At 40.1% G+C, this 12,379-nt stretch carries 13 protein-coding genes; 2 read left to right on the forward strand and 11 right to left on the reverse strand.

Annotated elements, in window-relative coordinates:
• Window positions 1-10 precede the first annotated feature (10 nt).
• The 5 genes from IE056_RS16215 to IE056_RS16235 form a co-directional block, all read right to left on the reverse strand.
• Window positions 11-1,597 (reverse strand): S41 family peptidase, encoded by a 1,587-nt coding sequence (locus tag IE056_RS16215; RefSeq protein ID WP_189605874.1) that lies wholly within the window; start codon window positions 1,595-1,597, stop codon window positions 11-13.
• On the reverse strand, window positions 1,594-2,025 hold the full coding sequence (locus IE056_RS16220) for a deoxycytidylate deaminase (protein ID WP_189605876.1): 432 nt from the start codon (window positions 2,023-2,025) through the stop codon (window positions 1,594-1,596). Before IE056_RS16220 ends, IE056_RS16215 begins: the two co-directional genes overlap by 4 nt.
• A 104-nt stretch (window positions 2,026-2,129) precedes the next feature.
• A complete protein-coding gene (locus tag IE056_RS16225; protein ID WP_505973601.1) occupies window positions 2,130-2,741 on the reverse strand; it encodes a HupE/UreJ family protein in 612 nt (203 codons plus the stop codon).
• A 58-nt stretch (window positions 2,742-2,799) separates the two neighbouring features.
• The gene (locus tag IE056_RS16230) at window positions 2,800-3,702 is read right to left on the reverse strand and encodes a hypothetical protein (RefSeq protein WP_189605879.1); all 903 of its coding nucleotides are present in this window, start codon (window positions 3,700-3,702) and stop codon (window positions 2,800-2,802) included.
• A gap of 114 nt (window positions 3,703-3,816) precedes the next feature.
• Entirely contained in the window at window positions 3,817-4,191 is a 375-nt protein-coding gene (locus IE056_RS16235; RefSeq protein ID WP_189605882.1) for a PH domain-containing protein, read from the reverse strand.
• 125 nt (window positions 4,192-4,316) lie between these two features.
• Here IE056_RS16235 and IE056_RS16240 point away from each other — a divergent pair, with 125 nt between their 5' ends.
• Window positions 4,317-4,544, forward strand: a complete 228-nt coding sequence (locus IE056_RS16240) for a hypothetical protein (RefSeq protein WP_189605884.1) — start codon at window positions 4,317-4,319, stop codon at window positions 4,542-4,544.
• Between the two features lie 54 nt (window positions 4,545-4,598).
• On the opposite strand, the gene IE056_RS16245 is transcribed toward IE056_RS16240, so the two are convergent.
• The 4 genes from IE056_RS16245 to IE056_RS16260 all read right to left on the reverse strand — a co-directional run bounded on the left by IE056_RS16245 (window position 4,599) and on the right by IE056_RS16260 (window position 8,367).
• Window positions 4,599-5,222, reverse strand: coding sequence for a hypothetical protein (locus tag IE056_RS16245; RefSeq protein WP_189605886.1), 624 nt, complete (start codon window positions 5,220-5,222; stop codon window positions 4,599-4,601).
• On the reverse strand, window positions 5,212-5,715 hold the full coding sequence (locus tag IE056_RS16250) for an RNA polymerase sigma factor (RefSeq protein ID WP_189605888.1): 504 nt from the start codon (window positions 5,713-5,715) through the stop codon (window positions 5,212-5,214). The genes IE056_RS16245 and IE056_RS16250 overlap by 11 nt, the downstream gene beginning before the upstream one ends.
• Before the next feature lie 11 nt (window positions 5,716-5,726).
• Entirely contained in the window at window positions 5,727-6,593 is an 867-nt protein-coding gene (locus IE056_RS16255) for a TraB/GumN family protein (RefSeq protein WP_189605890.1), read from the reverse strand.
• A gap of 289 nt (window positions 6,594-6,882) precedes the next feature.
• Complete coding sequence (locus IE056_RS16260; RefSeq protein WP_189605891.1) at window positions 6,883-8,367, reverse strand: aminotransferase-like domain-containing protein; 1,485 nt, start codon at window positions 8,365-8,367, stop codon at window positions 6,883-6,885.
• An 83-nt stretch (window positions 8,368-8,450) separates the two neighbouring features.
• Here IE056_RS16260 and IE056_RS16265 point away from each other — a divergent pair, with 83 nt between their 5' ends.
• A complete protein-coding gene (locus IE056_RS16265) occupies window positions 8,451-10,334 on the forward strand; it encodes a TonB-dependent receptor plug domain-containing protein (protein WP_189605893.1) in 1,884 nt (627 codons plus the stop codon).
• A gap of 173 nt (window positions 10,335-10,507) precedes the next feature.
• Here IE056_RS16265 and IE056_RS16270 read toward each other — a convergent pair whose 3' ends face one another.
• Together IE056_RS16270 and IE056_RS16275 are read right to left on the reverse strand one after the other, a co-directional pair.
• On the reverse strand, window positions 10,508-11,056 hold the full coding sequence (locus tag IE056_RS16270; RefSeq protein WP_189605894.1) for a putative glycolipid-binding domain-containing protein: 549 nt from the start codon (window positions 11,054-11,056) through the stop codon (window positions 10,508-10,510).
• 536 nt (window positions 11,057-11,592) lie between these two features.
• Complete coding sequence (locus tag IE056_RS16275; protein WP_189605896.1) at window positions 11,593-12,321, reverse strand: CPBP family intramembrane glutamic endopeptidase; 729 nt, start codon at window positions 12,319-12,321, stop codon at window positions 11,593-11,595.
• Between the last annotated feature and the right edge of the window lie 58 nt (window positions 12,322-12,379).

A 12,379-nucleotide genomic window follows, 5' to 3' on the forward strand; every position in this document is an offset into this window, starting at 1 on the left:
AGCTGATATACTACTTTTGGCGGGACAATTCTATCACTTTTTCGACCATGGGATCTTCATCATTCACGATCTGTTCAAAAACATTGGAGCCGTAAAGCTGTTGTGCGATGGTAGCTTTTAAATATTGTTTTAATAAATGGTCGTATTCGGCAACCTCTAATTCATACCCCTGCCGAGCCATGTATGAGGTGAAATCCTGCACCATTTTTTCATCTGCCAGTTCCGTTTCCCGGAATTCTTCGAGGCTAAGGTTGTTGTAATATTCCCTGTTGTCTTCCAGGGTTTCAAAGATAAACCTGCCCATAAAAGGACTGCGTAAAATGAAATTCAGGCTTTCTTTTTCGTAGCTGGTATCCTTGGGGACAAAAATATCGGGAATGATCCCGCCGCCGCCATACACGGTCCTGCCGCCGGGAGTGGTATATTTAAGTGAATCCACAACCGTAATACTGTCGGCGCTAATCAATTCTCCGTTTTTATAACGGTTCAGGTAATCATTAAAATATTCTTTATTTCCGTTTTCATATGGCTTCTGAATGGAACGCCCAGTGGGAGTGTAATATCTTGCAATGGTAAGCCGCACAGCACTGCCGTCTCCAAGTGCCATTTCCCGCTGTACAAGTCCTTTTCCGTAAGATCTTCTTCCCACGATCAACCCCTTGTCATTGTCCTGAAGTGCCCCCGCAATGATCTCACTGGCAGAAGCGGAATTTTCATTAATAAGAACGTAAATATCCCCCTGCTCAAAAATTCCTTTTTCGGTAGCAAAGGTCTTTTCCATGGCTCCTTTTTTGTTTCGGGTAAGGAGCATAAGCTTGTCATCTTCCAGAAACTCGTCTACCATTTTGGTTGCTTCACCAAGATATCCCCCCGGATTGTTGCGCAGGTCAAGGGCAATTTCGGTAGCTCCCTGTTTCTTCAGCTCCAGCAGGCTGTCCCGGAATTCTTCATAGGTGGATTCTGCAAAACGATTGACTTTTATATAACCCAAAGTTTCGGTAAGCATGTAAGCTGCATCCACACTTTTGAGAGGTACTTTTCCCCGGCGAATGTCGAATTTTAGCAACTCGGGAATACCTTTCCGAAGAACTTTAAGTTCGACTTTGCTATTTTCCTCTCCCTTCAAATGATAGGTGAGGGAGTCATTGCTGATGTTTTTATTGAAAAGCGCGGTACCATTAGCATACAGGATACGGTCGCCGCCCTGAATGCCCGCTTTTGCACTGGGGCCTCCTTCCAGTGCCTGGATGACAGCTATGGTGTCGTTGACGTTGTAAAAGCTCACGCCAATACCCACGAAATCGCCCTGCATACTCTCGCTAAGGCTGTTGTATTCTTCTTTTGTAATGTAAACGGAATGTGGATCGAGATCCCGCAGGATGCCATTGACGGTGATGTCTACCACGCTATCAATATTCACATCATCTACATATTCATATTCAATGTAGTCAATAAGCCTGCTAAGCTTTTCTTTTTTCTTGTTGGCGGATAAAAGTCCCGGAGAATCTGAAAAATTTAATTTTGCACCAAGAATTACCCCGCCGGCACAGGCCAGTCCCAGTAATAATGGCAAATATTTTTTCGAGTATCCTTTCAACTGTCCAGTTCTGTAATCTGTTTTAATTCAATTCCTGCTTTTTCCAAAAATTCAAGTCCGGAATTATCCTTGTAATCTACCTGATACACCAGCCGGGTGATCCCTGCCTGGTGAATTAGTTTACTGCATTCTTTACAAGGAGACAGGGTAATATATAGGGTAGCCCCCTGGCAGGATTGTGTGGAAGCGGCAACTTTTAAAATGGCATTTGCTTCAGCGTGTAAAACATACCATTTGGTGTATCCTTCTTCGTCTTCACAATAGTTTTCAAATCCTGTTGGAGTCCCATTGTAACCATCAGAAATTATCATTCTGTTTTTTACAATAAGTGCGCCAACTTTTTTGCGTTCACAGTGGGAAAGTTTGCTCCATTCCCGGGCGATCCTTAAATAGGCCTTATCGTATTTCAGCTGTTTTTTATCACACATAATTTTTTAAAGAACAATGGGGGGATTTTTTAAAATGTATATAACAGCCTGTTTACTAAATTATTGCAAGGCTGCCTAATAAACAATGTATCCTCCGTTAAATTTTACCAAAAAATGTTTTCTATCAGCATCGGGATGGCAAAACCAATTACTATGGACGACACCACCAGGATCCAGTCACGCTGAGAGAATTTAAATATATATTGTACCAGGAAACTTAACAGTAATACCACAAGCACCACGATAATTTGTGCTGCTTCAATTCCCAGCGCAAATTCCAGCAGTGGCAGTACAATATCTGAAGAACTGCCGGAGATCATTTTGAAATAGGTTGAAAATCCTAATCCGTGGATGATTCCGAAGAAGAGGGTGGCAAAATAGAGCACCTGGATCTTGTTGTTTCCCGATTTTTTTCCTGCCCGGGTAAGGTTGTAGACAGCTGTGAGCAGGATGGTGAGGGGAATTAGAAATTCCACCAGTTCGCTTCTAACAATCACCACTTCAAAAGTAGAAAGTGCCAGGGAAAGGGTGTGTCCCAGGGTGAAAATGGTCACCAGCCAAATGATTTTTTTCCATTCGTTAATGGAATATGCGGCAACCAAAACGGTAATAAACAAAACATGATCATAAGCCTGCCAGTCCAGGACGTGCTGCAGACCCAAATTAAAATACAACCAAAACTGGGACATTGTGTTACTTTTTGAGAAGTAGCGAATGTACGATTTAAACTGAAATCAACAAATAGGGCCCGCTCTGGCCAGATGGGTGGAGGCTTTAGGTTTTTAGCTTCTGTTCTGCCTTTTGAATTGCGGAAAGAACCTCTTTCTTTTGGGGTTGTTCAAGCTGGCTAATCATCACCGGATATTTTTTTAGCTGATAAAGTTCCTCCCATTGTCTGGATTCCAGAAGCTCGTTGCACAGCCGCGGCAGAATCTCCGGGTTTATGGAATGGTCAAGAGACGGCGGGGCAATTTCAGATTGCTGGAGATAATGGAAGTTTTCAGCCTTTTCCAGTAGGGTGTACACATCATAACCGTCAGAAGAATTTTCCAGATGTAGCAATTCATCCTTCAGCCTTATCATTTTTTTAAACCGGTTGGTCTCCGGTTCACTGTAAAGCACGGGGATATGAACTTTTGCAATAAATCGTTTTTCATAATCGTCCCAGAATATATTTCCCCAGCACTCCACGGGTTCATTATATAAGACCTGCAGGTTTTCGCATAGCTGTTCCTTTTTTTTGCTAATAAAACCGAGAAGTTGTTCGGGATATTTGTAGACTGCCTGTACTGTTTCATTGGAGTAGTCTTCGTTGACCACGTACCCACCAAAAAAGCCCGGGGTAATTTTAGTAGTAAGATCTTCAGCGAGTTTTATCCTTGCTTTTTTGATGCATTTATTTTTATAGATGTTGGAAGGGCCTGTTCTCTCATGAGGGTTCTTAAGGTATTCATCGGGAGTGGCAGGCTTTTGTGCTGCAGCAGCCAGTTTCTCCTTCTTTTTCCTGGTTTTTTCAAGATAGGCAAGTCCTCCGGCGGCCAGTAAGACCAATATCCAGAGGAGGAATAAAACCTGGTAATTAATTCTTACATCATCGGTTACCAGCACGATGATGAAGGAAAAATTCAGGGTAATGATGAGGATGGTAAGAAATCCGTATATCAAATATCTTTTCATTCCAATGCTTAATTTATTATAAATATACCAATAATTTTCCTTTTTCGTAAGAATCTATGAATAGAATAGCTAAAAATAGCTGCTGAAATATGTATTCTTTAATAGTTCGGATTATTATTTTACATGTTCACTCAGCAGTTTTCCTATCGCGCTAATATCTATTTTCTTTCCCAGTTTCACACCAAAAACTCCTACTCCTGAAACCCATATTTTTAAGTCGCTGTCCAAATCGAAGGTTCCTGCTGTTTCCACAGAAAAAGAAGATATTTTGGAATAAGGAAAGATGCAAAAAGATTTCTTTTTTCCGGTGATGCCCTGTGCGTCCATGGCTATAATTTTTCGGTTAGTAAAAACTACCCGGTCCCTGGAATGTTTGTAAGACAAGAGTACAGGCTCATCGCCGGCGATGAATTTTTCGAATAATTCAATTCCGTCCTCAGGAGAGGTTTTTTGCGTGACGCTAAACTTTGCTAACAGATCTATGGGCATACTGGTTCTTTTTAAATGTTTTTTGAATTATTAGGGAGAACGAAGGTATGCTTTGTTTGACATTAGAAGCTGATTTCTGCTTATTTTTAAGAATAGATTATACATGTTAAAGCACAAAAAGACATTTGAAAACCTACGGCAATCTTAGCGGCACCTCGGGAGTTACGGCCTATGAGATAGAGGATGAAGGAATACTGGTAGAATTCAACCGGGATAAAATTTATCGTTACACCTATACCAGCGCCGGAAGAGGAGCGGTTGAAATGATGAAGACCCTCGCGCAGCAAGGCCGTGGCTTAAGCACCTACATAAGCCGGAATGTAAAAGAGCGGTATGAGGAGATTGTGAAATAGATACATGGAAGATTGAATGCTTACTATTTCAGAAGCCGGGATCTGATTTTTGTTTCAGATTTCGAGTTCTTTCAATGTTTCTTCCAGCTTTTTAATATGTACTCCGTACAAACTATTAGACCAGGCTACAGTACCAAAATATATTAAAACGGCTAAAACTATATATCCAACAGCACCGATGAGTAACATTAGGGGAGACATGTCCAGGAGAATAAATTTGGTGAATATGCTTTCATCCACATGTTCAATTCCAAGTAAGAAGATTATCAGGGAAAAAGGCAGTAAAAGGCTTCCTGCAATGATGGCTGTTTTATAAACTTCTAAAGTCAGTTGAAGATCATGAATAAAAGTAACGACTGTTTCTTTACTGCCGGCGCTCAGATTGCTGGTTTTATTTAAAAACCAACTCATTTTTATTAAATACCCCAAAGTAATGAGGCTGGTAATAAACATTAACATGTAATACAAAGATTTTGGTAACCGGTACATCTCTACAAAACTAGGGACGGCAAAAAAGACGGCTATACATATCAACTGAGTGATAATTTCACCTCTCATGGTTTTCCTTACTTTTTGAATAGGCATCTTACGGGATCCTATCCCTTCCATTCTTTGGGGAACCTGAATGTTATCCATAGGTTCAGCGTCCATTTTATCTTTTATATTATCAAAATTCATATCCTTGTCTTTTTATAATTTCCTGTAGTTTACTTTTTGTCCTGTTTGTTTTAACTCTCACGTTTACTTCTGAAAGGCCAATGTTTTCGGCAATTTCCTTTCCGGAGAGACCTTCTATAAACTGAAATATTAAAGCTTTTTCAATTTTATTCAATTCCTTTACAGCCTTATAAAAATGCATCAATTGCAGATCTTTTTCACCATTGTAACCATCATGGGCGAATGGTTCGATTTTTATTGAACTGAATTTATCAGGTTTTCTTTTCTCCTTTTTATAGAATACTATGGCAGTATTTAAAGCCACCCTGTACATCCATGAAGAAAACTGACTATTTCCTTTAAAAGACTCCTGGGATTTCCATAACTGCAGAATGATTTCCTGAAACAGATCTTGTTGGTCATCAAGATTATCAAAATACATTCTTGATACTTTATAGAGTATCCCTTTATGCCGATTAATAAGGGTTAGAAATTCCTGTTCAGATAATTTCATCAATAGGATTTCTAATTAGAAACAGCGGTTACGGTGTATCCTTTTGTTCTTAGAAGATGAATTATGCCATAATCCTCTGTTAAATGGGCGGCACCAACGGCAAACAAATTGCTTCTTTCTTTCATCATTTCCGGCATTTTTTCCACCCAGTCTTTGTTTCTGTTTATTTGCATTATGGTAGTTGCATTCTCATCCATGTAATCTTCTTTGGAAATTAAACCTACGGCGGTAGAAATATCCTCATTTTTATATGCTATAATGGCATTATTAAAATCTTTTTTATAAGATTCAAATAACATTAGTTGCTTCAAAGCAAATTCGGTGGGATACGCGTTTTTCATCAGCTCCATTTGTTGTGATACTTTCTCCAGGGCAAAAATTGGCTTCTTGTTTTTAGTTGCCAATAGTGTTAGTTCATTCTCAAGAAGTTTGATTTCAGAACACGGCAACATATTAGGGAGAAGAATAGCGTTTAACATGGAAAGACCGTAGGCATCATACGTGCTCAAAGGCATTGCTGCAATTTTTGTCACAAGTTGATCTAATTTCCGGTATTGTTCTTCTGATAATTCCTCGGAAATTTTTGTAGGATTGCTCATCGACTCCTGAAATGACTGCATTTCTTTAGGATCGGAAAAATTCACTTCTAGCACTAATGCGTCTACATTTAGAAGGGTGTTGGTTACTTTTTCCGGAATGTTGAAATCCTCCTCGCACATTACATGCAAAGTTCCCAGGATATAAGAAGGCTTTTCAAGTTCTGTGTGCTCAATTTTCCATAAAACAGAATTTTCCAGTTTTATTTTTTCCTGAGCTTGTGACAAACTGAAGGTGAAGATAGACGCCAATACGGCGGCAAATAATTTTAGATATTTCATTTTTTGGTTTTTTAGAATTCGCCTGGTAAGTATTGGAACCTAAAATATGTTACAAAAAAAAATGAATTCTGTTTTTTAAATGGGGATAATTGAGCAGGTAATCAGGATTTTAAAATTTGCCTGACTGAATATTTTAGTGAAAAATTACCTGTCTGTAGGTATTTTCCGCCTGTTCTCTGCCTTAATTGCTTGAAGGTGGCCGAAGAATTTAATGGAGTTTCTTTCGTATGGGGAATCTTATAGCATTAGATATTTAGACTATGACTTAAAGCCGTACTCAGTCTTTCATTTATTGTTGTATCTCTTTAACTTCTCGATAGGTTTCGTCAAGTATTCTTATGGCTTCTTCCATCTCCTGTTGGTTAAGATGTGCGAAACCTAATCTCAAAGCAGTTATTCTTCGATCCTGATAAAGACATATCCCCGGGATCAACAGCCCTTTTTTCCGGGAATTTTCCTGTAACCGGGTCAGTGAAAGAGGTTCTTTGAACCGGATCCAGAAAGCCAGTCCTGAAGAGGGAGTACTAAAGGAAATCTCATCTTTAAAGTGGCTGTTCAGTAATTGCGCAAAGCTTTCTTTTCTTTCGCTGATCACTTTTTGGGCTTTCCGCTGGTAGCGGTGAATATCCCCCTGATGAATAATCTCTCCCAAGGCCTTTTCGATCATGAAATTCGGCTTCCCAAAGATATCCCTGTATTTCCTCGCCTCTTCCAGCAGGTCTTTTGGCCCGATTAGAAAATTCATCTGAAAACCGGGCGTCAAAAACCTGCCGAAAGCTCCGGTATAGATCACACGGTTTCCGCCGTCTTTTCTAAAGAGTGATGCCGACCTGTCTTTTGCTCCTGAAAATTCGAAATCGGCATCATCTTCGACCACGATGAAATTGTACTGTTCGGCCAGCTCCAGCAACTGAAGCTTTCGTTTTTCAGAAAGACGCACCGTTGTGGGATACTGGCATCGGGTGTTGATGAAAACAAAACGGATTTCACCGGCTTTAAAATGCTCCCGAATATGATCGATTTTCATCCCGTCTTTGTCTATGGGAACAGTTTTTAGCCGGGCTCCAGCCTGCCCAAAGATCATATTGGGTAAAAAATAACTCAGCTCTTCCACCAGGATGAGGTCGCCGGTCTTTATAAGCAATCGGGATAAAATGGAAAAAACCTGTTCCCGGCCTGCTATGGGCAACAAGAAGTTTCTGGAAAGGTGAAATCCCCTGGATAAATTCAGGTAATAACTCAGCTGATCCCTGAAAAACAGATTCTCATTGGTGAGATGTTGCAGGCCACCGGTTTGCTTTGCCCTTTTCAGTACCGATCCGTAAGAGCGCAACAATTCCTGCGCTTTCACCATCCCGTAATCGGGTGTGCCATCTGTAAAAGATAATTTTTCCTGTGGTTCCGGAAACGGGCTGTCCAGAATAAATTCTTTCCTGAAAGAAAACGCAGCCCTTTCCGGTGGATTCTGAAAAACTCCCGTATGCGGGGATTTAGCTGAAGAAAGTTCAGGGTTCTTTACAAAGGTACCTGTATTGGGAAGACTCCGCACCCATCCCTGTTCCTGCAACTCTGCCAGGGCGGCTACCACTGTTTTCCTGTGCACCTGCAGTTCCTCTGCAATCTTTCTGCTTCCGGGAAGTCGGTCACCGTCCTCCAACAGCTTTGTTTTTACCGCATTGATAAACTGATAAACTATCTGAATATACACCGGATCTTCTTTTCGGCGGTCTATCCTGACAAAGGTTCTAAATGAAATGCTAACCGGACTACCCATTATATTTATTTCGGACTACCAAAGTTATTATTTAATCGCCAATCTTTGCACTCGAAATTGAGAACTACAAGAAAAATCCATATATGAAAAAGTCACTGATCATTTTAATAAGTATGATCACTCTTCCTGTCTTTGCACAGGAAACGGAGGAATTTCCGAAGAATAAGGAACAGGAAAACCAGCTGGAAGAGATCATTATTCAGGGGAACAGAATTCAGCTGCCCTTCCGGCAAACAGCCCGTGATATTCAGGTTATCACACAGGAAGAGATTCAGAAGCTACCGGCAAGATCCCTCAATGAGGTGTTGTCTTACATTAGTGGTGTGGATATTCGGCAGCGAGGTCCGTTCGGAACCCAAACCGACATCTCCATTGATGGCGGAACCTCTGAACAAAGCATCGTCCTGATCAACGGAGTAAAAATGATCGATTCGCAGACTGCCCATAATATGATGAATCTTCCCGTTCCGTTGACTGCCATTGCTCACATCGAAGTATTAAGAGGGGCAGCCGCCAGGGTATACGGGATCAATGCGCTTACCGGTGCAATTAATATAGTTACTAAAAAAGACCGCAATTCCTCCATTACTGCAAGATTGCTGGCCGGTAGTTCTTTTGAATCCAAAGAAGAGGGAGATGGATCGGGAATTTACGCAGGAGGGGGAGCAGAAGTTACGGGCAATTTCGCAACCGAAAAGCAACGGCATCTTCTTGCGGTTGCTCAAAACAAATACAACGGGCAGCGTTACAATTCCGCTTCAAGAAACACCCGCCTTTTTTATAACGGCCAGTATGATCTGGACCTTAATAACAGTATGCAGGCAATGGCTGGTTATGCCGGAAGCCGCTTTGGGGCCAACGGTTTTTATGCTGCGCCCGGGGACCGCAATTCCGAAGAACTCGTTGAATCCTCCATATTCAGTCTTTCCTCAAAACACCAGTGGGGGGATTTCATGATCTCTCCCAGGATCAGTAATCGTTATGGGGAAGATGACTACCGGTATTTTAAGGATGATCTTAGCAAAGGACGTTCCTTACATTACACCAACGCCCTGATGCTCGAATTAAACAGTCATCTTGTTACCGATATTGGGACCTTTGGGTTTGGCTGGGAGTCTCGTCTGGAAGAGATCAACAGTTCAAATATTGGTGACCATAAACGTGATAACCACGGCGCCTATGCCGAACTGGCGGGCAGCCTGGGAGAGAAGCTGCAGGGTACTGCCGGACTTTATGCCAATTACAACACCGATTTTGGTTGGCAATGGTATCCGGGGCTGGATCTGGCCTATCTCATTAATACCTCCTGGAAAGTCTCCACCAGTATTGGGGCAGGGCAGCGGATTCCTTCCTTTACAGATCTGTACCTGAACCAACTTCCGGGGAATATAGGGAATGAATCCCTCCAACCGGAAAACGCCTGGAGCTACGAAACCAATGTTGAATACCAGAAACAGAATTTGACACTACAGGTGGGAGCTTTCTCCCGAAACATTACCGATTTTATTGATTGGGTGCGAGAAGATGCGTCGCAGCCGTATTCTCCTATTAACTTCGGAAAGAATACTGTGAAGGGCATTTATGGAAGGGTGCGACAGAATTTCACCCTGGGCAACCGGGAATCTATTGGCTACCGATTCAGTTACAATTATTTGCAGCCAACACTGGAGTCTTCAGCCGGAGTAACGTCAAAATATGTGCTGGAATCCCTGAAGCATCAGTTGATTGCGGGAGTACATTATCAGGTGGATAAGTTTTCCTTGCACCTGGAAAACAGGTGGCTGCAGCGCGAACTCGCCGATGCCTATAACATTGTGGACCTTCGTGTAAATTACCAATGGCAAAATTTCCTTTTCCATACCGAGGGAACAAACCTTTTCAATGCGGAATATAAAGAAGCAGGTGCCGTGCCAATGCCCGGGCGCTGGTTTAGTCTGGGAGTGACATACCAGTGGGAGCAGCTATAAGGAGGTTTAACCTTAGGAATATGTCTTTGATACGTCTCCTAAAAAAACAAGGTGCGTGGGAGCTTTCTTAACGTATTGGAAGTTCACAGGAAAATCAAACGGAGGAAGAGCGTGCGGTGTTCGGATTCAAGACGGGTGTCAGCATTGTGTTTATTTATTGTATAGCAGTTTAATTAAGTAACACGTTCAAATAAATTCGGGTAATTCAGAACAATCCCTTCTTTATCCGTAAAAATTTTTGCTTTAAAACTTGAAGAAGCGTTTTCATAGAGGTATACTCCATCTTTTATTTTTGTGTAATACTGTTTTACACTTTTAAATTCCCAGTTAATCACGTCAAAATAAAGAACAGTTAATTCTGTTCTAATTCTCAATTTATCTTTAAGTCTGTTTATTGGGAGTGAATTAGTAAATGGTGTAACGGAAATATCTATGTCTATACAATCCTGAAGATGTTTTAAATGCTTATCATCCTCATTAAACCATTTACCATTTAAATCGGATCTTAATTTTATATCAGGCCTGGTTTCTAACAATGACTGGATTCTCAAAGATTCTACTTTCCAGTCATTTGTAATTTTTAATAAATAATTAAAAGAAATTGAATGGTTATTCCTTATCCCCTTTACAAGACTTGTTACCGTTATGTTTTTTGAATTTTCCTTTAACGATAAATTTTCAATTGTCTGATTACCTGTTTCAATTCCTTTCCAGCTTATCATTCTTTGATTTATTTTTAAATTCTGATTAAGGCATTAATATAGGATTTCCTTAATAACAAACGGTTATTTAACATCTACTTTGTCTTTATCAGCTAATTTAAAAGATATTATTAGTATCGCTCCCTGAAGATTTGGGAATGTTGTGCCTGAAAACAAAAAAGCCGAGATTTCTCTCAGCTTTTCTGTGTGTACTCGAGGCGGGAGTGCTTTAGTTTACTGCTAGCCCGTATTTACTAAGGCTTCCGATGAGGTCAATTTAGAGTGCCACCGAATTAGACACCTTTAACAGTATTTTGGCATTATTAATCGCCTAACATTTCACTTCGCATATTAAAATTTATATCTAAGAGAGTAAGTTCACTATAGTTAAACAGAAACAGGATCTGTGAGATTTTCTAAAAACCTAATAAAATTGCTTTCCTGAACATTTTATTTTTTCCTAACCCTATATCTCGCAGTTTCCACACCTCTTACAGAAATATTCAACAATGGCGCTATTTCTTCTTAAGTTTTAGGACACCTTACTGCCAGGAGTATTAATCAGTAATTTTTGCTGCTAACTTTTTCTTAAAATCCAGATTCCACATTGTTAGCAATACAGTCCATATAATCGCACAAATAATGGTTACGTTTAAATCTCTCAATATTAAAAGTGCGTGTATGGAAGATGCTACTAAAATAGAATTAGTTCTTTCCGTTGCATAAGACATCAAGATCGAAACGAAAACTGAAAGAGCTAAGAAAAAATGAAATCCACCAAACTGGTTAAAATTTTGAAAAATTAAAACATGCCAAAGACTCCAAAATATTCCAGTAATGATCCCTTTTAACCAAACTGGAATTGGACTCAAACTGTCATGAAGAAAACCACGCCAAGCCGTTTCTTCAAATATGTCATAGATCAATGTAAATAAACAAAATATAAATGCCCATAAATATCGGTTTATCCCATAATCATTAGAAAATCCAATTACTGAATATGCAACCAAGAAAACAACTGCAAATAATAAACTGTAATACGGTTTATTTCCTAAAAACGTTGTATTACGCTTTATCTTAAAAAATCCGTAAGCTGCTATACTGACTATAAATAAAGCTATTCCGTGATTCCAGCTAAAATTAGGTGTAAAATCAAAAAGTCTACTCCAGATCTCTTTAATTATATTTGGTACTTGAATTAGCACATAGGTAAGTCCGCAGGCTAAAAGGTAGAATACCCCGACTGCTTTCCATTTTACTCTTTTACCTTTTTCTCTGATCGTCATAAAATTTTTGATTTCTTCAAATTGCTGGCAATGAGTTGGTAAATGTAAGGAAACTGGA

The organism is Salinimicrobium marinum, assembly GCF_014651535.1.
Lineage (GTDB): Bacteria > Bacteroidota > Bacteroidia > Flavobacteriales > Flavobacteriaceae > Salinimicrobium > Salinimicrobium marinum.